Below are 22911 nucleotides of genomic sequence, written 5' to 3'. Positions count from 1 at the left end.
TCAAGGAACGAAAGCTTCCTTTGTACTCACCCGAGAGACTCTCTCAGGCTTTCCTCCGGGCTTCCCTTCGGTCTTGCGTTTCCGACTCTATCAGATCCTTTCGGCGTCTGATTCCCAGTCAGCGGGTTTTGCCTTCCCGGCCCTTCGGCCGTTCCGACGAGTGAGACTTTAGCGGATTCCCTGCTCCCGAAGCCAATCGGGAGCTGCGTCCTTTCGAACGCGGATTCCTCATTTCGCGAATACGCACGCCAATGACACGACGGCAGACGAAACGACTGCTCACCGAGAAGTGGTTGGTACTTGCGGAATGGCTGTCCGGGGACCGACCGAAGTCGGCGCTCACGTCGGACAACTCGGAGAACACTACGTATCGGGGCGGGGTGTGTCAACCCACGTCCCACCGGCCCCCTGGCGGCGTAGGGTGGACGGCATGACTACGCGTACGTGCACCCAGCTCTGGTGGGCCGCCTGACGGGCGGCCGGACTCACGTATGCGTTCAACGGCCGCCGCCTCGGCGGCCGTTCTCGTATCTCCCTCCGGGACTCCCGAGGGTCGGCCCGCCGGGACGGCGGTCCCGACCAGGGGAAACCCAGGAGAAGGAGTGGAGATGACGCGGGTCTTCAGCGGGATCAAGCCGACTGGGCATCTGACGTTGGGGAACTACCTCGGGGCCATGCGGCAGTGGGTCCAGGTCGACCAGCACCGCTCGGACGCGTTGTTCTGCGTGGTCGATCTGCACGCGCTGACCGTGGACCACGAGCCGGCGCGGGTGCGCCGGCTGAGCCGGCAGGCGGCGACACTGCTGCTGGCGGCGGGACTGGATCCGCGGTTGTGCACCCTCTTCGTACAGAGCCATGTCGACGAGCATGCGCGGCTGTCGTATCTGCTGGAGTGCGTGGCCACCGACGGCGAGATGCGGCGGATGATCCAGTACAAGGTGAAGGCCGCGCGGGAGCGGGAGCGCGGGGGAAGCGTACGGCTGTCGCTGCTGACGTATCCGGTGCTGATGGCGGCGGACATCCTGGCGTACGGGACCGACGAGGTGCCGGTGGGGGACGACCAGGCGCAGCATGTGGAGCTGGCGCGGGATCTGGCGGCGCGGTTCAACCAGCGGTACGGGCACACGTTCGTGGTGCCGAGGGCGACGCTGCCGGCGGTGGCGGCTCGGGTGATGAACCTGCAGGAGCCGGGGTCGAAGATGGGGAAGAGCGATGACTCCGGGCCGGGGATCGTCTATCTGCTCGACGAGCCCGATGTGGTGCGGAAGAAGATCATGCGGGCCGTCACGGACAGCGGGCGGGAGGTCGTCTACGACCGGGAGGGACGGCCGGGGGTCGCGAATCTGCTGGAGATCCTCGCGGCGTGTACGGGCGGGAACCCTGGGGAGCTGGCTGCCGTTCACCAGTCGTACGGCGCTTTGAAGAAGGCCGCGGCGGAGGCTGTGGTGGAGGTGCTGAGGCCGGTGCGGGCCCGGCACAAGGAGTTGTGTGCGGATCCCGCGTATGTCGAGGGGGTGCTGCGGGATGGGGCGAATAAGGCACGGGAGATGGCGCGTCCGGTAGTGGACGCGGCTTATCGCGCGATCGGGTTGCTGCCGCCGGTGAGTGGGGCGGTGCCCGTTTCGGGTGCGGTGGTGAACGCGGCCCGGTAGGCGCGTGAGCCGCCAGGTCTGCGACGGTGAGTGGCTCGTGCGGGTGGCGCAGGGCGTGTTCGCGTACGGCGGCGAGGGTGGCGGCCGGTGCGTGGCCGCCCCTCGCTCCCCCGAGGGGTCAGTCCTTCTTGCCGGAGGCCAGTTCGCGGCTGCGGTCGCGGGCGGCCTCCAGGGCGGCGATGAGGGCGGCCCGTACGCCGTGGTTCTCCAGTTCGCGGATGGCGTTGATGGTGGTGCCGGCGGGGGAGGTGACGTTCTCGCGGAGCTTGACGGGGTGTTCGCCGCTGTCGCGGAGCATGGTCGCGGCGCCGATCGCGGACTGCACGATGAGGTCGTGGGCCTTGTCGCGGGGCAGACCGAGGAGGATGCCGGCGTCGGTCATGGCCTCGACGAGGTAGAAGAAGTAGGCCGGGCCCGAGCCGGAGAGGGCGGTGCAGGCGTCCTGCTGGTTCTCGGGGACGCGGAGCGTCTTGCCGACGGCGCCGAAGATCTCCTCGGCGTGGGCGAGGTGGTCGGCGGTGGCGTGGCTGCCGGCGGAGATGACGGACATGGCCTCGTCGACGAGGGCCGGAGTGTTCGTCATGACACGGACGACCGGGGTGCCGGGGGCGAGGCGCTCCTCGAAGAAGGAGGTCGGGATGCCCGCGGCTCCGCTGATCACCAGGCGGTCGGCGGGGACCTGACCGGCGAGTTCGTCGAGGAGGGTGCCCATGTCCTGCGGTTTGACCGTGAGGATGAGGGTGTCGGCGGTCTTGGCGGCTTCCGCGTTGGTGACCGGGGTGACGCCGTAGCGGGTGCGGAGTTCCTCTGCGCGTTCGGGGCGGCGGGCGGTGACGAGGAGGTCGGCCGGGGGCCAGCCGCCTCGGATCATTCCGCTGAGCAGGGCTTCGCCGATTTTGCCGGTGCCTAGGACTGCGACTTTCTGGGTCATGGTGCGGGTGCCCTCCGGGGGTGCGTCGTCCGGGGTCCATCGTCGCACCGGTGGGGGGATGTGGGGGGTGCTGTCCGGGTGGCGGGATGTTGGCGGTGCGGTGTGGTGCGGGCCTACTGGGTGCGGCGGCGTAGCGTTGCCGCGCCCAGGAGCAGGACCAGTAGGGCGCAGCCCCCGACGATCAGGGTGTCCCGGACGAAGGTCGCTGTCATGTCGGTGTGGGTGAGGACCTCGTTCATGCCGTCGACCGCGTAGGACATGGGGAGGACGTCGGAGAGGGCTTCCAGGGCCGGGTGCATGGTGTCGCGGGGGGCGAAGAGGCCGCAGAGGAGGAGTTGGGGGAAGATCACCGCCGGCATGAACTGGACGGCTTGGAACTCGGAGGCGGCGAAGGCGGAGACGAAGAGGCCGAGGGCGGTGCCGAGGAGGGCGTCCAGGAGGGCGACGAGGAGGAGCAGCCAGGGGGAGCCGGTGACGTCGAGGTCAAGGAACCAGACTGCCAGGGCGGTGGCGAGGGCGGACTGGATGATCGCGAGGGTGCCGAAGGCGAGGGCGTAGCCGGCGATGAGGTCGCCTTTGCCGAGGGGCATGGCGAGGAGGCGTTCGAGGGTGCCCGAGGTGCGTTCCCGCAGGGTGGCGATGGAGGTCACCAGGAACATCGTGATCAGCGGGAAGATGCCGAGGAGGGAGGCGCCGATGCTGTCGAAGGTGCGGGGGCTGCCGTCGAAGACGTAGCGCAGAAGGAACAGCATCAGGCAGGGGATGAGGAGGAGCAGCGCGATCGTGCGGGGGTCGTGGCGGAGCTGGCGCAGGACGCGGGCGGCGGTGGCGGTGGTGCGGGAGGCGTTGAGGCCCTTGGCGGGGGCGGGTGCGGCGGGGGCGTTCATCGGGTGGTCTCCTTCGCGCGGGCGGTCTCGGCGGCCTGGTCGACCAGGTGGAGGAAGGCGGCCTCGACCGTGTCGGCGCCGGTGCGGGTGCGCAGGGAGTCGGGGGTGCCGTCGGCGAGGATCTCGCCCGTGCGCATGAGGAGCAGGCGGTGGCAGCGCTCGGCCTCGTCCATGACGTGGGAGGAGATGAGGAGGGTGGCGCCGCGGGTTTCCGCGATGTGGTGGAAGAGGGTCCACAGGTCGCGGCGCAGGACGGGGTCGAGTCCGACGGTGGGTTCGTCGAGGACGAGGAGTTCGGGGGTGCCGAGGAGGGCGACGGCGAGGGAGACGCGGCTTCGCTGACCGCCCGAGAGGTTGCCGGCGAGGGCGTCGGTGTGGGTGGTGAGGTCGACGTCGGCGATCGCGCGGGTGACGTTGTCGTGGCGGCGGTCTGCGGCGTTGCGGCCGGGGTCGAGGATCGCGGCGAAGTAGTCGAGGTTCTGGCGGACTGTCAGGTCGTCGTAGACGGAGGGGGCCTGGGTGACGTAGCCGATGCGGGTGCGCAGGGTGGGGTGGCCTGCGGGGCTGTCCAGGACGTCGAGGGTGCCGGTGACCTTGGCCTGGGTGCCGACGACGGCGCGCATCAGGGTGGACTTGCCGCATCCGGAGGGGCCGAGCAGGCCGGTGATCTGGCCGCGCGGGACGGTGAAGTCGAGGGAGCGCAGGACGGTGCGGGGGCCTCGGACGACGGTGAGGTCGCGGGCGGTGACGGCGGGGGCGGTGGCGGGTGGGCCGGGCCGGTCGGGTGGTTCGGGCAAGTAATTCATCATGCGATGAATAATCCTCGCGGGGCGGTGGGGCGTCAAGCGGTGAGGACGGGCGGGGTGCGTACGGCGGCGCAGGCGCGCAGGGGTGGGATTGGAAGGGGAGGGTCCTGTTCCCGCGCCTCGACGTTCAGGTGTCCGATACGCGAACCAGCGCCACGGTCGATCGTTTTACCTGAGAATGGAATTCATGTCGCCGCGCCCTCCCCCGGTGCGGCGCGCCCACGCATCTCCCGTTCCCTGCCGGAGGTGCTTTCCGTGTTGACCCGTCTGTTGAGCCGTCGTCTGCGCAAGGTCGCTCAGGCCGATCTGTGCGCTTCTCTTGTCGTCTTCCTCGTCGCCCTGCCGCTGTGCGTGGGGGTGGCCATGGCTTCGGGTGTGCCCGCCGAACTCGGGCTGGTCACCGGGATCGTCGGCGGGCTGGTCGCCGGGGTGCTGCCCGGCAGCAGTCTGCAGGTGAGCGGGCCTGCGGCGGGGCTGACCGTGCTCGTCTTCGAGGCCGTACACGCGTACGGGCTCGCGGCGCTCGGGGTGATCGTGCTCGCGGCGGGGCTGGTGCAGCTCGGGCTGGGGGCGCTGCGGCTCGGGAGGTGGTTCCGCGCGGTGTCCGTGGCCGTCGTGCAGGGGATGCTCGCCGGGATCGGGTTGGTGCTGGTCGCCGGGCAGGTGTACGCCCTCGGGGACGCCGCCGCTCCGCCGGGCGGGCTCGGGAAGCTCGCCGGGTTGGTGGCGCTGCCGGGGAAGGTGGATCCGGTGGCGTTGTCAGTGGGGGGTGCCACCATGGTCGTGTTGCTGCTGTGGGGGCGGTGGCGGCGCGGGGCGCGGCTGGTTCCGGCGCCGTTGCTGGCGGTGGCGCTGGCGTCCGGGGTGACCTGGGCGTTCGACCTGGAGGTGCGGCGGGTCGAGGTGCGGGGGCTGTGGGAGGTCGTACGGGTTCCGCAGGCGGCGGATCTCGGGCGGCTGACGGAAGTGGGGGTGGTCGGGACCGTCGTGGCGTTCGCGTTGATCGCGTCGGCGGAGTCGCTGTTCAGCGCGGCCGCGGTGGACCGGCTGCATGACGGGAGGAGGACGGACTACGACCGGGAGTTGATGGCGCAGGGCGCGGGCAACGCCGTGTGCGGGGTGCTGGGCGCGCTGCCGATGACGGCGGTGATCGTGCGGAGCGCGGCGAACGTTCAGGCCGGGGCGAGGACCAAGGCGTCGCGGGTGCTGCACGGGGTGTGGCTGCTGCTGTTCACGGCCGTGGTGCCCGGTGTGCTGGGGGTCATCCCGGTGGCGGCGCTGGCCGGGCTGCTGGTGCACGCCGGCTGCAAGCTCGTGCCGGTTCGGGAGGTGCGCAAGCTGTGGTGCGGGCATCGGGGGGAACTGCTGGTGCTCGGGGTGACGGCGGTGGCGATCGTCGTGGGGAATCTGTTCGAGGGGGTGCTGGTCGGGCTGGCGCTGGCCGTCGCGAAGACGGCGTGGGAGATCAGCCATGTGCATGTGGAGACCGAGGACCGGGGGGAGGCCGGGATCGTGGTGCGGGTGATGGGCCATGCGACGTTCCTGCGGCTGCCGAAGCTGCTGGACGCGTTGGACGCGCTGCCGGCCGACCGGGAGGTGCGTCTTGAGCTGGGCGGGCTGCGGCATGTGGACCACGCCTGCGCGGCGGCCCTGGAGGGGTGGGCCGCGGCGCGGGAGCGACGGGAGGGGCGTCAGGGGGAGGTGGCGGCGGGGAGTCCGGCCGCGTAGGGGGAACGGGGCCTCAGCTCTGCGGGGGCGTGGTGGCGAGGAGGAGTTGCACGTCGTAGGTCTCCTCGATCGTGCCGTCGGGGAACGCGGCGAGGAGGTGGTGGCGTTCCTCGGCGAGGAAGGCCGCCGCACTCTCCTCGTCGTGGATCAGGAAGAGCGAGTGGCTGCTGATGTTGGCCAGGTGGAGGTCGAGGGGGACGCGGCGGCTCCAGCGGACCGTGCGGTGGGTGAAGTCGAGGCCGCCGGTGGGACCGGCCAGGGCGGCGGGGCTGCCGTCTCCGTTGATCTGCACCACGTGGTCCATGCCGAAGAGGCGCTGCATGCGGCGGGCCTGGGCCTCGATCCAGGGCACGTCGACCGCGCTGGTGTTCCACCACAGGGCCAGCGCACCGCCCGGCCGCAGCACGCGCAGCGCCTCCGGGACGGACAGGGCCGGGTCGGTCCAGTGCCAGGACTGGGCGTAGGTGAGGAGGTCCAGACAGGCGGTGGCGAGGGGGAGGTGGTTGCCGTCGCCGCGGACGAGGGGGACGTCGGGGAGGGTGCGGCGGAACTGTGCCGCCATGCCCTCCCCCGGTTCGACGGCGACGACCTGGGCGCCGCGGGCGTGCAGCAGGGTGGTGGCTATACCGGTGCCGGCGCCGATGTCCGCGACCCGGGCGCCGGAGAGGGGGCGGCCGGCGAGCGTCTCGATCGCGTCGAGGAGGGCGGGTGGGTAGGAGGGGCGGTTCGCGGCGTACTGGGCCGCGGCGGGGTTGAAGGAGTGGGCGCGAGCCTGGGTCCGGGATTCGGGTGAGGCCGTCATGCGTCCATGGTGAAGGGGGTGAGCGCCCGGGGGTGAAGGGGGTGAGCGCCCGGGCGGGCGGTGTTCAGTCGCGGCGGCGCTTCTTCGAGGGGTTGCCGGTGCGGCGGGAGGCGCGCTTCTCGTGCTGCTTCAGAGCGGTCTCGTACTCCTCGCGGTGGAGTTTCTCGCCGGGGGCCTCGATGAGGGCACGGAAGAAGTAGGCGGCGAGGGAGCCGGCGAAACCGATGGCCAGGAGGCCTCGGAGGGAGGCCTGGCGGTCGGGGTCGGGGCGCTTGGAGAAGCTGTCCCAGGTGGTGCGGAAGGCGAGCGCGCTGCAGATCGTGAACATGACGACGACCAGCAGGGTCACGAAGCTGCCGGTCTCGGCGATCGCCAGGCCCTCGTAGGCGAAGCGCAGGACGAGACAGGAGCCGACGGTGGCGGCGAGCGCTCCGGCGGCCACGGCGAGGCGGCGGGCGGTGTAGCCCTGGTCGTGCTCCACCCAGGTGGTGCCGAAGAAGCGCAGGGGCTCGGGGCGGGGGCCGGTGGAACCGGTCGGCCTGTCGGCGGGTGTGGCCTGCGTGCCGTGGGCGTCCTGGGTGTCCCGGGAGCCCGCCGGGGTGTCCGGGGTGCCGTTCTCGTCGCTCACGGGACGATTATGGCTCCGGTCGGCGGCGGGGCTCCCGGGTGGGTGTTGCCAGTGCTGCCATCAGGGACGGCGTCAGCAGTCAGGGGCAGCGTCAGCAGTCAGGGGCAGACGTCAGGTGCAGACGTCAATGACCGCGGTCGGACGGTGCGGGTTCAGGAGCAGCGCGAGGCCACGTAGCCGTCGCTGCCGGTGCGGACGTAGGCGTCGGCGACGTACTCGCCGCTGGCGATGTTGTCCCAGATGTTCGAGGTGCCGTACGGACCGGTGACCGTCGTGCCGGGCGTCTGGCAGTAGATCGGGACCTTGGAGCCCTCGGCCAGGACACGCACGATGCTGTAGCCGGTGCCGGGGCCGCTGCGGACGTTCAGCCGGACGCCCGGGGCGATCGGATAGTAGGTGACGGCAGTTGCCGCGGCCGCGGCGACGGCCTCCGACGTGCCGGCGCTTTCTGCCTCTTCGACGCGGTCGACAGACATGGAAAAACCTCCCCCGTTGGACCCCATGAATGCCATGGGGTCACCTTCATTCCCCTAAAACACGCCATGAAACACATGTGCGTGATTCGTACGTGGAGGCTAGCAAGCCGCCTCTGTCCCGTACGAGTCATCGACTAGGCTCCGTGCGTCGCGCGCGCGGAGAACAGCACGGGGGTGGTCCATGTCGCCACAGCGCAACACCGGGCAGGGCGCGGAAGCGGAACTTCCGGAGTACGCCGGTCACTACCGCCTGGAGTCGCGGCTGGGCTCGGGCGGCATGGGTGTGGTCCACCTGGCCCGGAGCACTTCCGGGATGAAGGTCGCGGTGAAGGTCGTCCATGCCGACTACGCGCGCGATCCCGAGTTCAGGGGGCGTTTCCGGCAGGAGGTCGCGGCCGCGCGGAGGGTGAGCGGTGCGTTCACCGCGCCTGTCGTGGATGCCGACCCGGACGCCGAACGGCCCTGGATGGCCACGCTGTTCATCCCCGGTTCGACGCTCGCCGAGCAGGTGAAGCGGAACGGGCCGATGAGTTCGGGCGAGTTGCGGCGGCTGATGGCCGGGCTCGCGGAGGCGCTGCGCGACATCCACCGGGTCGGCGTCGTGCACCGGGACCTCAAACCGAGCAACGTCCTGCTCGCCGAGGACGGTCCGAAGGTCATCGACTTCGGGATCTCCCGGCCGAAAGACAGCGAACTGCGGACCGAGACCGGCAAGTTGATCGGGACTCCGCCGTTCATGGCGCCGGAGCAGTTCCGGCGGCCGAGGGAGGTCGGGCCGGCCGCCGACGTCTTCGCGCTGGGCTCGGTGATGGTGCACGCGGCGACGGGCCGCGGGCCGTTCGACTCCGACAGCCCCTACGTCGTCGCCTACCAGGTCGTGCACGACGAACCGGACCTGACCGGCGTACCGGGGAATCTCGCGCCGCTGGTGGTGCGCTGTCTCGCCAAGGAGCCCGAGGACCGGCCGACGCCGGACGAGCTGATGCGGGCACTGCGGTCGGTGGCGGCGTCGTACGACACGCAGGCGTTCATACCGGAGCAGCGGGTGGAGGGCGTGGGTCCGCAGGGGTCCGCGTCCGCCGAGGAGTGGTTCGCATCGGCTGAGCCCGCCGACCCTGCCGACCCTGCCGATCTCACCGACCCTGCCGACCCTGCCGATCTCACCGACGCGGCCGGCCCGGCCGACCCGGACGGGTCAAGCAGGTCGAGCGGGTCAAGCGGGAAGTCCCCCCGGCGGTCCACCGGTCCCCGGCGGAGGCTGCGGCGGGCGGCGGTCGTGGCCGGCGCGCTCAGCCTGCTCGCCGGCGGGGCGTTCGGCGCGGTGCAGGTCCTGGGCGACAAGCCGGCGGCGGGCGAGTCGAGCCCCCGGACCACGCCGGCCGCGTTCGACGCGTGGGACACCGAGTCGGTGTCCCAGACGCAGAGCACACCCCACTGCTCGTACGGAGCCGACGAACTGCTGTGCGGGCAGCCCGGTGTGGTGTTCGCCCTGGACCCGACCGACGGCACCGTGTTGTGGAAACACTCCGTCGGCGACGCCCTGCGCAGCGGCCCGCCGGTGCTGGCCGGGGAGTTGGTGCAGCCGCTGACGGACCCGGACCGGCACCTGGAGGCGCTCGCACCGCGGACGGGGAAGGTGAGCTGGCGGCAGGACATGCCCGAGCACACCGGGTTGAAGGTGGTGGGCGGCATGCTCCTGTTCAGCGCGGCCGACGGGACGGTCACCGCCGTGGACGGGGCGTCGGGCGAGACGAAGTGGCGGCACGCGGTCACCGACCGGGGTGTGCCGTACTTCTCCTCCTTCCCGGGGGACCCGCTGGCCTACGCGACGAACGTCTCGGACACGGGGACGACCGAGGTCACCGCGGTGGCCCCGGACTCGGGAGAGGTGCGGTGGAGCGCGCGGCTGCGGGGCTCGCTGGAGGCGGTCGGCAGCCATGACGGGGCGGTCTTCTTCCTCTCGGCCGACCGGACGACCCCGGACTCCGACGCCGTGGTGCGCTACGACCCGGTGTCCCGGGCGACGCGCCGCGTGGCGCTGCCCGTGCCGCGACAGTCCCCGGCGGCCACCGTGCACGGCGACGTCGTCTACTTGATGTCCACCGCGGGCTCGCTGGAGGCGGTCGACACGGCGGCGGGCAAGCGGCTGTGGAGCCTGGAGACGGGCCTGTTCCGCGGCTCGGAACCGGCGGTCGGCGACGGGCATGTGTACGTCACCGGGGTGGACGGGCGGCTCCTCGGCGTGGACACGCGTACCGGCAAGCTGCTCGGGCAGACGCGGGCGCGGCTCGGCAAGAACTCCGACCGGGTGGCGAGCTCGCTGCCGGAGCCGCTCACGGTCGACGGCCGGGTCTACGCCACCGCCCCCGACGGCAGCGTCTTCGCCGTGGACGGGCGGGATCCCGCGAGCTGGTAGGTCACACCGCCGGTACGGCGCGAAGGGGCCGCCTCCTGAGAGGCGGCCCCTTCGTCCACAGCGTCCACAGGCTGTGGATCAGCCCAGCTTCGACACGTCCCGCACCGCGCCCTTGTCGGCGCTCGTGGCCATCGCCGCGTAGGCGCGCAGGGCGGCGGAGACCTTGCGGTCGCGGTTCGACGGGGCGTACGCCCCGTTCAACGCCTGGTCACGGCGCGCGAGTTCCGCGTCGTCGACGAGCAACTCGATCGAGCGACCCGGGATGTCGATGCGGATGCGGTCGCCGTCCCGGACGAGGGCGATGGTGCCGCCGGAGGCCGCCTCGGGGGAGGCGTGGCCGATCGACAGACCCGAGGTGCCGCCGGAGAAACGGCCGTCGGTGATCAGGGCGCAGGTCTTGCCGAGGCCGCGGCCCTTCAGGAAGGACGTCGGGTACAGCATCTCCTGCATGCCGGGGCCGCCCTTGGGGCCCTCGTAGCGGATGACGACGACGTCGCCGTCGGTGACCTGCTTGTTGAGGATCTTCTCGACGGCCTCCTCCTGCGACTCGCAGACGACCGCCGGGCCCTCGAAGGTCCAGATCGACTCGTCGACGCCGGCCGTCTTGACGACACAGCCGTCGACGGCGAGGTTGCCGCGCAGCACCGCGAGGCCGCCGTCCTTGGAGTAGGCGTGCTCGGCGGAGCGGATGCAGCCGCCCTCGGCGTCGCCGTCGAGGGCCGCCCAGCGCTCGGACTGGGAGAAGGCCTCGGCGGACCTCGCACACCCCGGCGCCGCGTGCCACAGTTCCACGGCCTCCGCCGAAGGGGAGCCGCCGCGGACGTCCCAGGTCTTCAGCCAGTCGGCCAGGGAGGGGCTGTGGACGGCGTGCACGTCCTCGTTGAGCAGGCCCGCGCGGTGCAGTTCGCCGAGGAGGGCGGGGATGCCGCCGGCGCGGTGCACGTCCTCCATGTAGTACGTGCGGTTCTTGGCGACGTTGGGCGCGACCTTCGCCAGGCACGGCACGCGGCGCGAGACGGCGTCGATCTGCTCCAGGCCGAAGGGGACGCCCGCCTCCTGGGCGGCGGCCAGCAGGTGCAGGATCGTGTTGGTGGAGCCGCCCATCGCGATGTCCAGCGCCATGGCGTTCTCGAACGCGGCGAAGGTCGCGACGTTGAGCGGCAGGACCGTCTCGTCGTCCTGCTCGTAGTAGCGGCGGGTGATGTCCATGACCGTGCGCGCGGCGTCGACGTAGAGCTGCTTGCGCGCGGTGTGGGTGGCGAGGACCGAGCCGTTGCCGGGGAGGGAGAGGCCGATGGCCTCGGTCAGGCAGTTCATCGAGTTGGCGGTGAACATGCCGGAACAGGAGCCGCAGGTCGGACAGGCGTTCTCCTCGATGCGGAGGATGTCCTCGTCCGAGATCTTGTCGTTGACGGCGTCGGAGATCGCGTCGACCAGGTCGAGGGTGCGGACCGTGCCGTCGACGAGCGTGGCGCGGCCGGACTCCATCGGGCCGCCGGAGACGAAGACCGTCGGGATGTTCAGCCGCAGGGCGGCCATCAGCATGCCCGGGGTGATCTTGTCGCAGTTGGAGACGCAGACCAGGGCGTCGGCGCAGTGGGCCTCGACCATGTATTCGACGCTGTCCGCGATCAGGTCGCGGGAGGGCAGGCTGTAGAGCATGCCGCCGTGGCCCATGGCGATGCCGTCGTCGACCGCGATCGTGTTGAACTCGCGCGGGATGCCGCCGGCCTCGGTGATCGCCTCGCTGACGATCCGGCCGACCGGCTGGAGGTGGGTGTGACCGGGCACGAACTCGGTGAAGCTGTTGGCCACCGCGATGATCGGCTTCCGGCCGATGTCCGCACCGGGTACACCGGAGGCGCGCATAAGGGCGCGGGCGCCCGCCATGTTGCGGCCGTGGGTGACTGTGCGGGACCTCAGCTCGGGCATCGTCGCTCGCTCCTTGGGACGGCTAGGGCTGCTATCAGACAGACAGGGCTGTTATTGAGCGTACGCCGCTCATCCAGGTGGCGGGACGAGGTGTCCGGAATGCGGGATGCGCGTCTCGGTGTCAGGGCGCGGTCGTGGGTCGGTGTCAGGGTGCGGTGAGGTGTCCCTGGACGACGGGTGCGACCCGCGCGATGATCAGTTCGATGTCCGCCGAGGCCAGCGGCTCCACCTTGATCACGTACCGCAGCATGGCGCACCCGACCAGCTGCGCGGCCGCCAGCTCGGCGCGCAGCTCGGCGTCCGGCAGGTCGACCTGGGCGGCGACCCGGCGCAGCACCTGGGAGGCGATCAGACGGCGGAAGACGGCCGCCGCGGTGTCGTTGTTGACGGCGGAGCGCACGATCGCGAGGAGGGGCGCGCGCGTGGCGGGGTTCTCCCAGACGCCGAAGACGAACCGGGCCATCCGCTCCCCCACGCCCTCCAGCGGCCCGTCGGCGATCGCGATGGGCGCCTCGAACGCGGGCGCGAAGGCGACCTCGATCGCCGCCTCGAAGATCTGCTCCTTGGTGCCGAAGTAGTGGTGCACGAGGGCGGAGTCCACGCCGGCCGCCTTGGCGATCCCGCGCACGGACGTCTTGTCGTACCCCCGTTCGGAGAACTCCTCCCGCGCGGCGGCCAGGATGCGGTCGCGCGTGTCGGCCGCTTCGGTACGAGGAGGCCGACCGCGTCTGCGGGCGGTCTCGCCGGTGTCGGACGCCGCCGTACGAGAGGGCCGGCCGCGGCGCCGGGAGGTCCCGTCGGCCTCGCTCACCGCCGTGGCACCTTCGCCGCCGACGCCAGGTGCAGCCGGGTGAAGGCCAGGGCCTCCGCGAGGTCGGCCTCCCGTTCGGCACCGGACATGGCCCGCCGGGTGTTGACCTCGATGACGACATGGCCGTCGAAGCCGCTCAGCGCGAGCCGCTCCAGCAGCTCGGCGCAGGGCTGCCCGCCGCGGCCGGGGACCAGGTGCTCGTCCTTGGCCGAGCCGTTTCCGTCGGCGAGATGGACGTGGCCGAGGCGGTCGCCCATGCGGTCGACCATCTGAAGCGCGTCCGTGCGGGCTGTGGAGGCGTGGCTGAGATCGATCGTGAAGTGCCGGTAGTCGTCCTTGGTGACGTCCCAGTCGGGGGCGTACGCGAGCATCTCGCGGTCGCGGTAGCGCCAGGGGTACATGTTCTCGACGGCGAACCGCACGTCCGTCTCGTTGGCCATCCGCCAGATGCCCTGGACGAAGTCCCGCGCGTACTGGCGCTGCCAGCGGAAGGGCGGGTGGACGACGACGGTGGTCGCGCCGAGCTTCTCGGCGGCGGCGCGGGCCCGCTGCAGTTTCACCCAGGGGTCCGTCGACCAGACCCGCTGGGTGATGAGCAGGCAGGGGGCGTGCACGGCGAGGATGGGGACGCCGTGGTAGTCGCTGAGCCTGCGCAGCGCCTCGATGTCCTGGCTGACGGGGTCGTTCCAGACCATGACCTCGACGCCGTCGTATCCGAGGCGCGCGGCGATCTCGAAGGCCGTCGCCGTCGACTCCGGGTACACGGACGCCGTCGACAGGGCGACCTTCGTGTCCGGGATCCGTACGACTGGCTCTGCCATGGGGGACAGGTTACGGGGTGCGGTTGGCTGAGTGCCGGGCGCCTAATCGCCGTTGTGGTGTTCGCCACGGGCGGGTGCGGGCCGTATGTGGTTGCTCACGCCCCCGCGGCGGAGCCGCATATCGGACAACAGCCCCGCGCCCCTTTCGGGGCGCCGCTATGCGGAACCCATGTGGTCCAGGCGCCGGAGGATCACTCCCTCCCTCAGGGCCCAGGGGCAGATCTCCAGGGTTTCCACGCCGAAGAGGTCCATCGCGCCCTCGGCGACCAGGGCGCCGGCCAGGAGCTGGTTGGCCCGGCCCTCGGAGACTCCGGGGAGTTCCGCGCGCTGGGCGTAGGTCATGCCGGCCAGGCGGGGCACCCAGGCCTCCAGGGACTCGCGCTTGAGGTCGCGCTGGACGTAGAGGCCCTCGGTGGAGCGGGCGGCTCCGGCGATGCGGGCGAGCTGGCGGAACGTCTTGGAGGTGGCGACGACGTGGTCGGGGGCGCCGAAGCGGCTGAACTCGCCGACCGTCCGGGCGATCTGTGCGCGGACGTGCCGGCGCAGGGTCCTTATGTCGTCGGGGTCGGGCGGGTCGCCGGGCAGCCAGGCGGCGGTGAGGCGGCCGGCGCCGAGCGGCAGGGAGGCGGCCGCGTCGGGCTCCTCGTCGATGCCGTAGGCGATCTCCAGGGAGCCGCCGCCGATGTCCAGGACCAGGAGCTTCCCGGCCGACCAGCCGAACCAGCGGCGGGCGGCGAGGAAGGTGAGGCGGGCCTCCTCGGAGCCGGTGAGGACCTGGAGCTCGACGCCGGTCTCGGCCTGCACGCGCGCGAGGACGTCGTCGGCGTTGCTGGCCTCGCGCACGGCGGAGGTCGCGAACGGCAGGAGGTCCTCGACGCCCTTGTCCTCGGCCGCCTGGAGCGACTCGTGGACGACCGTGATCAGTTTGTCGACGCCTTCGGGGCCGATGGCCCCGTCCCCGTCGAGCAGTTGGGCCAGGCGCAGTTCGGCCTTGTGCGAGTGCGCGGGCAGCGGGCGCGCGCCGGGGTGTGCATCCACCACCAGCAGATGCACCGTGTTCGATCCCACGTCGAGGACACCGAGTCTCATGTAGGGAACGCTACTGCCAGTGAGGCCATGGGCCGTCCCCGAAGCGGGCTTCGGCGTCTTACCCTGGACGGGTGCCAAAGACGAAAAAGGCGAAGACGGACAAAACAACCGGCGGTTCTTCGCGGGCGAAGCCGGTGACGGCAGCGGCGGACGAGAAAGGCCTCGATTTCGCGCGCGCGTGGGTGGAGTTCCCGGATCCGGCGGACGAAGAGCAGGTCTTCCGGTGCGATCTGACATGGCTGACCTCTCGCTGGAACTGCGTCTTCGGCAGCGGCTGCCAGGGCATCCAGGCGGGCCGCGCGGACGACGGGTGCTGCACGCTGGGTGCCCACTTCTCCGACGAGGACGACGAGAAGCGGGTCGCCGAGCATGTGGCGCGTCTCACCCCTGACATCTGGCAGCACCACGCCGAGGGCCTGCTGAACGGCTGGGTGGCAAAGGACGAGGACGGCGACCGTCAGACCCGCCCCTACCAGGGCTCCTGCATCTTCCAGAACCGTCCCGGCTTCTCCGGCGGCGCGGGCTGCTCGCTGCACATCCTGGCGCTCAGGGAGGGCCGCGAGCCCCTGGAGACCAAGCCGGACGTCTGCTGGCAGCTTCCGGTGCGGCGGACGTACGACTGGATCGACCGGCCGGACGACACGCGCGTGCTGCAGGTGTCGATCGGCGAGTACGACCGCCGCGGCTGGGGTCCCGGCGGCCACGACCTGCACTGGTGGTGCACGTCGGCGACCTCGGCGCACGGCGCGGGCGAGCCGGTGTACGTGTCCTACCGGGCGGAGCTGACCGAGCTGATGGGCAAGGCTGGCTACGACCGTCTCGTCGAGCTGTGCGAGGAGCGTCTGGCCTCGCGGCTCCCGTTGCTGGCACCGCATCCGGCGGATCCCGTCGACTGAGGCTCGCTGGGGCTAGGGGGTGGAGGGGCTCGTGGTGCCGCCGCCGTCGGGGGGCGGGGTGGAGCCCTCCGGGGCGGTCGGGGAGCCGCTGGGCGTGGGCTGGGGGTCGGTGGAGGGCGGGGGGTTGCTCGGCGAGGGGTCCGGTGAGGGCGGGGCCGGGGGACCCGGGTCCGGGCGGGTGGTCGGCGGGGGCGGGTCGGCGGGGGTGCCCGGGCCGGTGCCCTCGCCCGTGCCGGGAGCGGGGCCGGATGCGGTGCCGTGGCCCTCGATGGTGACCACGGCGCCCGCGGGAGCGATCGCCACGCGTGCGTGCCAGTGTCCGGAGGGCTCACGCAGGGGGTCGACGTACGCCTTGATCGTCACGGACTCGCTGGGGTGCAGGGTGCCGGTGGAGCGGCTGAGGTGGATCCAGGAGGCTCCCGTGGCGGCGGACCAGCGGACGGGGCCGTCGGCGTCCCTGGCGGCGGTGAGCGTGATCAGGGTGGTGTCGCCGCTGGTGAGAGCGCTCACGTTCAGCCGGCTCGCGTCCTTCGTGCCGAGCCCGGAGACGCTGACGACCTCCACGGACACGTCCGGTCTGCCCTTGCCGAAGCCGGTGGCGGGCCGGGTGCTGGCGTTCCCCGCGTTCTCGTAGCCGCTCGCCGCCTCGTCGTCCAGGCTGCCGGGGCCGTGCGCCTCGCCGACGCCGGCCGGGCGGCCGTCGGCACCCTCGGCGGTGGGGGTGCCCCGGTAGGCCGCCCACAGGGCGAGCACGGGGGCCGCGACGACGGTGGCGACGACGGTGGTCGTGACGGCACGCGCGCGGATGCGGTCGCGGCGGGCCGCGCGGTCCTTGGGGTCCATCGGGAAGCCGCGCCGGTCGAACCGGGGCGCGGCGGCGCCCCGCACGCGCGCGAGGTGTGTCATGGCGACGTGCACGGCCGCGCGGGGTGCCTCCAGGACGGGCAGCTCGGCGGGGGTGACCCCGGCGCCGGGCCAGCGGCCGGGCACCGCGCGCTCGGCGGCCCGGCGGCAACGGGGGCAGTCGTCGACGTGCCGGACGAGCTCGCGGCGCAGGGCCGCGCTGAGGACCAGCTGGTGCTCGCCGGTGAGGCGGGCCACTCCGGGGCAGCCGCCGGTCTCCACGACGGCGAGGGCCGCGCGGGTGCGCTCGACCTCGCAGGCGGCCGAGGCGAGCAGCTCGCGGGCGGCGGCGTGGTCCATGCCGAGGACGGCGGCGACCTCGTGGGCGGCGAGGTGGTGGCGTACGGCGAGTTCGAGCGCCTCGCGCTGCTCCGGGGTCGTGCCGGCCGCCTCCGGCCAGGCGAGCAGGGCGAGTTCGCGGCGCCGCTCCTCCTGGAGCTCGTCGGGGGCGTCGGGGCTTTCCGCGGTGTGGGCGCCGGACCGCGCGCCGGGGTGCGCGCCGGAGGGGCGGTGGGCTCCGGTGCGCCCGGCCGCATGGGTGCCCTGACGTTTCTGCTTGGCCTCGGCCAGCTTGCGCAGGCACGCCCAGCGGGCCAGCGCGTAGAGCCAGGCCCGGCGCTCCGCGGCCTCCGGGATGCGCTGCCCGCGCCGCTCGGCGAGCGCGAGGACGTCCCCGAGGGCGGCGGTGGCCGCTTCGTGGTCGCACAGCGCGGACAGGCAGTAGGTGAACAGTCCGTCCAGATACGGCTCGTAGCGCGCGGGCGGGCGCTGCGCGAGCGTGCGCCCCGCGGCGCGATCACGCGCCTCCCGGTGCGCCCGGTGTGCGCCGGTCGTGCGGGTCGAGATTTCGGGGCTGCTGCTCATCACCCGTGGACCGTAGGCGGCACGGAACGGGCTCTTCTTGTCCCTTGAGTCCTTTTAATCCGTACGGGTGAAACGATCCCTCATAAGGGGACAGGAATGAGAGGTTCCGTGGCTCGTTCGTGACGGGAGGTGGCCGGATCACAGGGGGTGTCCGGATTCACCACAGGTGTACCGGGCCCGGGGCGGGCCGGTTGTCCACAGGCCGGCCCGGCTGTCGGTGGCGGCGGTTACGGTTTCCCCATGGCTGCCCGTACCAAGACCACCAAGGACCGCCCGTCCTACCGCTGCACGGAATGCGGCTGGCAGACGGCCAAGTGGCTCGGCCGCTGCCCCGAGTGTCAGGCCTGGGGCACGGTCGAGGAGTACGGCGCGCCCGCGGTCCGTACGACGACACCGGGGCGCGTCACCACCTCCGCCGTGCCCATCGGCCAGGTCGACGGCCGCCAGGCCACCGCCCGCACGACAGGCGTGCCCGAACTGGACCGCGTCCTCGGCGGCGGTCTGGTCCCCGGCGCGGTGGTGCTGCTCGCGGGCGAGCCCGGCGTCGGCAAGTCGACCCTGCTGCTGGACGTGGCGGCCAAGTCGGCGAGTGACGAACACCGCACCCTCTACGTGACGGGCGAGGAGTCGGCGAGCCAGGTCAGGCTGCGCGCCGACCGGATCGGCGCCATCGACGACCACCTCTATCTGGCGGCCGAGACCGATCTGGCCGCCGTCCTCGGCCACTTGGACGCGGTGAAGCCGTCGCTGCTCATCCTCGACTCGGTGCAGACGGTCGCCTCCCCCGAGATCGACGGGGCGCCGGGCGGCATGGCCCAGGTGCGCGAGGTCGCCGGCGCCCTGATCCGCGCCTCCAAGGAACGCGGCATGTCGACGCTGCTGGTAGGCCATGTCACGAAGGACGGCGCGATCGCCGGCCCGCGCCTCCTGGAGCACCTGGTGGACGTCGTCCTGCACTTCGAGGGCGACAGGCACGCGCGCCTGCGCCTGGTACGCGGCGTGAAGAACCGCTACGGCGCAACCGACGAGGTCGGTTGCTTCGAACTGCACGACGAGGGCATCACGGGCCTCGCCGACCCAAGTGGACTTTTCCTGACCAGACGTGCCGAACCGGTCCCCGGTACCTGTCTGACCGTCACCCTGGAGGGCCGCCGCCCGCTGGTCGCCGAGGTCCAGGCGCTCACCGTCGACTCGCAGATCCCCTCGCCCCGGCGCACCACCTCCGGTCTGGAGACGTCCCGGGTCTCGATGATGCTGGCGGTCCTGGAGCAGCGCGGCCGCATCAGCGCGCTCGGCAAGCGGGACATCTACTCCGCGACGGTGGGCGGTGTGAAGCTCTCCGAGCCGGCCGCCGACCTGGCCATCGCCCTCGCGCTCGCCTCCGCGGCGAGCGACACCCCCCTGCCGAAGAACCTCGTCGCGATCGGCGAGGTGGGCCTCGCGGGCGAGGTCAGACGGGTCACGGGCGTCCAGCGCAGACTCTCCGAGGCCCACCGGCTGGGCTTCACGCACGCGCTCGTACCGGGTGATCCCGGCAAGATCCCGCCCGGTATGAAGGTCCTCGAAGTCGCGGACATGGGGGACGCGCTGCGGGTCCTGCCGAGGTCGCGTCGCCGAGAGGCCCCACGGGAGGCGGAGGACCGCCGGTAGACTTTGCCCTGGTCTCGCCCGTCCGTACGAACCGAGTGCGCGAACGGGAGCGCCTGAAGAACCTGCGACCGGAGGAGTGCAGTGGCAGCCAACGACCGGGCGGCAGCTCCCGGAAAGTCCGGTGGGAGTTCCGGCGCCGAGGGCCTCATGCGTGCCGCGCTGAGCGCGGTGGCCCCGGGCACGGCCCTGCGCGACGGCCTCGAGCGGGTCCTCCGCGGCAACACCGGCGGGCTCATCGTGCTCGGCTCCGACAAGACCGTCGAGACGATGTGCACGGGCGGGTTCGTCCTGGACGTGGAGTTCACCGCCACGCGCCTGCGGGAGCTGTGCAAGCTGGACGGCGGCATCGTGGTCTCCTCCGACCTGTCGAAGATCCTGCGGGCCGGTGTCCAGCTCGTCCCGGACCCCACGATCCCCACGGAGGAGACCGGTACCCGGCACCGCACGGCGGACCGTGTCTCCAAGCAGGTCGGCTTCCCGGTCGTCTCGGTCTCCCAGTCGATGCGTCTGATCGCCCTGTACGTCGACGGCCAGCGCCGCGTCCTGGAGGACTCGGCCGCGATCCTGTCCCGCGCCAACCAGGCCCTCGCCACCCTGGAGCGCTACAAGCTCCGTCTGGACGAGGTCGCGGGAACGTTGTCGGCGCTGGAGATCGAGGACCTGGTGACGGTCCGGGACGTCTCCGCGGTGGCCCAGCGCCTGGAGATGGTGCGCCGGATCGCCACCGAGATCGCCGAGTACGTGGTCGAACTGGGCACCGACGGCCGTCTGCTGGCCCTCCAGCTCGACGAGCTGATCGCGGGCGTGGAGCCGGAACGCGAGCTGGTCGTCCGGGACTACGTCCCCGAGCCCACCGCCAAGCGTTCCCGCACGGTCGACGAGGCGCTGTCCGAGCTGGACGCCCTCACCCATGCCGAGCTGCTCGAACTGTCCACGGTGGCCCGCGCGTTGGGCTACACCGGCTCCCCCGAAGCCCTCGACTCGGCGGTCTCCCCGCGCGGCTTCCGTCTCCTCGCCAAGGTCCCCCGCCTCCCCGGCGCCATCATCGACCGCCTGGTGGAACACTTCGGCGGGCTCCAGAAACTCCTCGCCGCCAGCGTCGACGACCTCCAGACGGTCGACGGCGTCGGCGAGGCCCGAGCCCGAAGCGTCCGCGAGGGCCTGTCGAGGCTGGCCGAGTCGTCAATCCTGGAACGCTACGTATAAGGGGCGAAACTGCGGGCAGTCGCGCCGCTGGTACGGCGCCCACCCCGCAGCGGTTGTTGTTCCCACCCAGCCGCATAGCTGCGGGCAGTCGTGCCTCCCCCAGTGCCTCAAGGGCCTGGGAGGTGCCCCCAGGCGGCACGGGTGGCGCAGCGGCACCCCGCAGGCGCGGGCGAGCAAACCCCACCCCCGCCCAGCACCAGCGAACAGCGCCTAGTCAGCTGCCAGCACGAACGAAGTCTGTGCCGTGGCGAACCCCGGAGCCCTGGCCTCCACAAGGTAGGTCCCCGTCCCCGCCACCCCGGCCGGAGGCGTCGCACACTCGGCAGCACTGGGCTTCCGATCCCACGTCAAGGTGTAGGTGAAGCTCTCCCCGGCCGGCACCCGGTACAGCAGGCTCCCCGACACCTTCGGGCAGTCGGCCGACGACCAGTAGTCGTCATCGCCCCCCGCCTGCGTGATCGTCAGCACCGCCGTCTTCGGCCCGAGGTCGACCTTGCAGTCACTGCCGGAGGAGTTCGTCGCGATGAGCCGGAACGTGGGCGTCTCATCGGGCGAGTAGGAGTTCCGCACGCTGCGCAGGCTCAACTTGACCACGCTGGCCGTGCAGTTGGGCAGGGTGATGCCCGCCGGGAGCGTCGTACTCGAACCACTGCCGTTGGCCCCGTCGTCCGTGCCGCCGGTCCCGGAGCCGTCGGTACCGGAGTCGGCGGACCCGGAACCGTCACCGCCCGAACCCGCGTCCGAGCCGGAGCCGGAGTCCGAGCCGTCGGTGGCGCCCTCGCTCGACTCGTCACGCCCGCCCGGCGCCTGACTGATCGCGGGCCCCGAGCCGGACGGCCCCGGCGTGATCGAGGACGCGGGATTCTTGCCGCTCGACCCCTTGGCGCCGTTGTCGCCACCACCTCCGCCCGAGGTGACGATCCACGTGATGAGCAGCGCCAACAGGGCGATCACAGACAGCAGTACGACCCTCCGGCGCCAGTAGATGGAGGAGGGAAGCGGCCCGATCGGATTGCGCAGAGATCCCACGGCCCAAACTGTACGAGAGATCGCCCCGCCAACAGGTCCCACCCGCCGCCCGGAGTACAACTTTTCCGGATCATCATCCCGGACTCGGCACCCTTGCCCCCGACTTCACTCACCGCGCAGACCCTTACCCCTTTGCAGGGGCGCGCCTTGCACCTCTGGCCACGGCCGGGGCGCACGCCGTACGACCGCGCTCCCCCGTCGGCCACCCGGACGAGTGGCGGTACGCACGTGTGCCCCATCGCGCATGGCAGGATCGGAAGGGCCATGACTGCGCCCACGAAGCCCCCGCACAGCAGCCCCGCCGCCCCCGCCCCCGGCGCGGACCTGCACTTCCCCGTCATCGACTGGTTCGAGGACAACGCCCGCGACCTGCCCTGGCGGCACCCCGAGGCCGGCGCGTGGGGTGTGATGGTCAGCGAGTTCATGCTCCAGCAGACGCCGGTCAGCCGTGTCCTGCCGGTCTACGAGCAGTGGCTCGCCCGCTGGCCGCGCCCCGCCGACCTGTCCGCGGAGGCCCCCGGCGAGGCGGTACGCGCGTGGGGACGGCTCGGCTACCCGCGCCGCGCCCTGCGGCTGCACGGAGCGGCGGTGGCCATAACGGAACGGCACGGGGGCGACGTACCGTCGGACCACGCGCAGCTGCTCGCGCTGCCCGGCATCGGCGAGTACACGGCGGCCGCCGTCGCCTCCTTCGCGTACGGGCAGCGGCACGCCGTACTGGACACCAACGTCCGCCGGGTCTTCGCACGCGCTGTGACGGGCGTGCAGTGCCCGCCGAACGCCACCACGGCCGCCGAGCGCAAGCTGGCCCGTGCGCTGCTGCCCGAGGACGAGCGGACCGCGGCCCGCTGGGCCGCCGCGTCCATGGAGCTGGGCGCGCTGGTGTGCACGGCGAAGAACGAGACCTGCGTGCGCTGCCCGATCAACGCGCAGTGCGCCTGGCGGCTCGCGGGCAAGCCGGAGCACGAGGGCCCGCCACGCCGCGGGCAGACGTACGCCGGTACGGACCGGCAGGTGCGCGGCAAGCTGCTCGCCGTACTGCGGGAGGCGCACGCGCCCGTGCCGCAGGCGGCGCTGGACCGGGTGTGGCACGAGCCGGTGCAGCGTGCGCGGGCCCTGGACGGGCTCGTGGCGGACGGTCTGGTGGAGCCGCTGCCGGACGGTCTTTACCGCCTGCCGCTCACCTGACGCACGGTCATTTCACAGACAACGGGTTTCATCACAGCCCAAGCAGAGCCTGTGTCACATCCGGCGGCCGGGTAAATCAGTACATACACGCATTATTCGGCCCGCTGTTTTACCCAGAACCGCTTTCCGTTACACAACCGACGGACAGCCGCGCGCTAGCCGCAGGCTGCTCCGCACAGCCCCGTGACAACAGCTC

Annotated in this window: 19 protein-coding genes; 7 read left to right on the top strand and 12 right to left on the bottom strand. The window is 72.0% G+C overall.

Annotated elements, in window-relative coordinates; translation table 11 throughout:
* The first annotated feature begins 608 nt into the window (after positions 1-608).
* Positions 609-1652, top strand: coding sequence for a tryptophan--tRNA ligase (trpS, locus tag ACLZN2_RS26720; protein WP_416981637.1), 1044 nt, complete (start codon positions 609-611; stop codon positions 1650-1652).
* Between the two features lie 118 nt (positions 1653-1770).
* Here the strand turns inward: trpS and proC are convergent, their stop codons facing one another.
* The 3 genes from proC to ACLZN2_RS26705 form a co-directional block, all read right to left on the bottom strand.
* Positions 1771-2583 carry a pyrroline-5-carboxylate reductase gene (gene proC / locus ACLZN2_RS26715; protein WP_416981636.1) on the bottom strand — a complete coding sequence of 271 codons (813 nt, stop codon included), beginning with the start codon at positions 2581-2583 and terminating at the stop codon, positions 1771-1773.
* A gap of 113 nt (positions 2584-2696) precedes the next feature.
* Positions 2697-3470: an ABC transporter permease gene (locus ACLZN2_RS26710; protein ID WP_416981634.1), complete on the bottom strand. Its 774-nt coding sequence runs from the start codon at positions 3468-3470 to the stop codon at positions 2697-2699.
* Positions 3467-4279, bottom strand: a complete 813-nt coding sequence (locus ACLZN2_RS26705) for an ABC transporter ATP-binding protein (protein ID WP_416981633.1) — start codon at positions 4277-4279, stop codon at positions 3467-3469. Before ACLZN2_RS26705 ends, ACLZN2_RS26710 begins: the two co-directional genes overlap by 4 nt.
* A 252-nt stretch (positions 4280-4531) precedes the next feature.
* Here ACLZN2_RS26705 and ACLZN2_RS26700 point away from each other — a divergent pair, with 252 nt between their 5' ends.
* Positions 4532-6004, top strand: a complete 1473-nt coding sequence (locus ACLZN2_RS26700) for a SulP family inorganic anion transporter (RefSeq protein ID WP_416981632.1) — start codon at positions 4532-4534, stop codon at positions 6002-6004.
* 13 nt (positions 6005-6017) lie between these two features.
* Here ACLZN2_RS26700 and ACLZN2_RS26695 read toward each other — a convergent pair whose 3' ends face one another.
* From ACLZN2_RS26695 to ACLZN2_RS26685, 3 genes are all read right to left on the bottom strand, one after another.
* Entirely contained in the window at positions 6018-6806 is a 789-nt protein-coding gene (locus ACLZN2_RS26695) for a class I SAM-dependent methyltransferase (protein ID WP_416981631.1), read from the bottom strand.
* Between the two features lie 64 nt (positions 6807-6870).
* The gene (locus ACLZN2_RS26690) at positions 6871-7434 is read right to left on the bottom strand and encodes an EamA/RhaT family transporter (RefSeq protein ID WP_416981630.1); all 564 of its coding nucleotides are present in this window, start codon (positions 7432-7434) and stop codon (positions 6871-6873) included.
* A gap of 152 nt (positions 7435-7586) precedes the next feature.
* Positions 7587-7910 carry an SH3 domain-containing protein gene (locus ACLZN2_RS26685; protein ID WP_416981629.1) on the bottom strand — a complete coding sequence of 108 codons (324 nt, stop codon included), beginning with the start codon at positions 7908-7910 and terminating at the stop codon, positions 7587-7589.
* Positions 7911-8091: 181 nt separating this feature from the next.
* Here ACLZN2_RS26685 and ACLZN2_RS26680 point away from each other — a divergent pair, with 181 nt between their 5' ends.
* Entirely contained in the window at positions 8092-10326 is a 2235-nt protein-coding gene (locus ACLZN2_RS26680; RefSeq protein ID WP_416981628.1) for a serine/threonine-protein kinase, read from the top strand.
* Between the two features lie 78 nt (positions 10327-10404).
* Here the strand turns inward: ACLZN2_RS26680 and ilvD are convergent, their stop codons facing one another.
* The 4 genes from ilvD to ACLZN2_RS26660 all read right to left on the bottom strand — a co-directional run bounded on the left by ilvD (position 10405) and on the right by ACLZN2_RS26660 (position 14979).
* Positions 10405-12258, bottom strand: coding sequence for a dihydroxy-acid dehydratase (gene ilvD, locus ACLZN2_RS26675; protein WP_416981627.1), 1854 nt, complete (start codon positions 12256-12258; stop codon positions 10405-10407).
* Positions 12259-12403: 145 nt separating this feature from the next.
* Complete coding sequence (locus tag ACLZN2_RS26670; protein WP_416981626.1) at positions 12404-13069, bottom strand: TetR family transcriptional regulator; 666 nt, start codon at positions 13067-13069, stop codon at positions 12404-12406.
* Positions 13066-13890: a sugar phosphate isomerase/epimerase family protein gene (locus tag ACLZN2_RS26665; RefSeq protein ID WP_416981625.1), complete on the bottom strand. Its 825-nt coding sequence runs from the start codon at positions 13888-13890 to the stop codon at positions 13066-13068. Before ACLZN2_RS26665 ends, ACLZN2_RS26670 begins: the two co-directional genes overlap by 4 nt.
* Before the next feature lie 156 nt (positions 13891-14046).
* A complete protein-coding gene (locus ACLZN2_RS26660) occupies positions 14047-14979 on the bottom strand; it encodes a Ppx/GppA family phosphatase (RefSeq protein ID WP_416981624.1) in 933 nt (310 codons plus the stop codon).
* A 71-nt stretch (positions 14980-15050) separates the two neighbouring features.
* Between ACLZN2_RS26660 and ACLZN2_RS26655 the strand changes: the two genes are divergently transcribed.
* On the top strand, positions 15051-15875 hold the full coding sequence (locus ACLZN2_RS26655) for a hypothetical protein (RefSeq protein ID WP_416981623.1): 825 nt from the start codon (positions 15051-15053) through the stop codon (positions 15873-15875).
* A 12-nt stretch (positions 15876-15887) separates the two neighbouring features.
* Here ACLZN2_RS26655 and ACLZN2_RS26650 read toward each other — a convergent pair whose 3' ends face one another.
* Positions 15888-17645, bottom strand: a complete 1758-nt coding sequence (locus ACLZN2_RS26650; protein WP_416981622.1) for a BACON domain-containing protein — start codon at positions 17643-17645, stop codon at positions 15888-15890.
* A 237-nt stretch (positions 17646-17882) separates the two neighbouring features.
* Between ACLZN2_RS26650 and radA the strand changes: the two genes are divergently transcribed.
* Positions 17883-19292, top strand: coding sequence for a DNA repair protein RadA (radA, locus tag ACLZN2_RS26645; RefSeq protein WP_416981620.1), 1410 nt, complete (start codon positions 17883-17885; stop codon positions 19290-19292).
* Between the two features lie 81 nt (positions 19293-19373).
* Positions 19374-20498 carry a DNA integrity scanning diadenylate cyclase DisA gene (gene disA, locus ACLZN2_RS26640; RefSeq protein WP_416981619.1) on the top strand — a complete coding sequence of 375 codons (1125 nt, stop codon included), beginning with the start codon at positions 19374-19376 and terminating at the stop codon, positions 20496-20498.
* Between the two features lie 210 nt (positions 20499-20708).
* Here disA and ACLZN2_RS26635 read toward each other — a convergent pair whose 3' ends face one another.
* The gene (locus ACLZN2_RS26635) at positions 20709-21527 is read right to left on the bottom strand and encodes a hypothetical protein (protein ID WP_416981618.1); all 819 of its coding nucleotides are present in this window, start codon (positions 21525-21527) and stop codon (positions 20709-20711) included.
* A gap of 264 nt (positions 21528-21791) precedes the next feature.
* On the opposite strand from ACLZN2_RS26635, the gene ACLZN2_RS26630 reads away from it, so the two are divergent.
* Positions 21792-22715, top strand: a complete 924-nt coding sequence (locus ACLZN2_RS26630) for an A/G-specific adenine glycosylase (RefSeq protein WP_416981617.1) — start codon at positions 21792-21794, stop codon at positions 22713-22715.
* Positions 22716-22911: the final 196 nt, after the last annotated feature.

The sequence above is a fragment of the Streptomyces sp. T028 genome (assembly GCF_048159505.1).
GTDB lineage: Bacteria > Actinomycetota > Actinomycetes > Streptomycetales > Streptomycetaceae > Streptomyces.
Note: the sequence above shows the minus strand (reverse complement) of the source record. Positions and strands in the feature narration are given on the sequence as shown.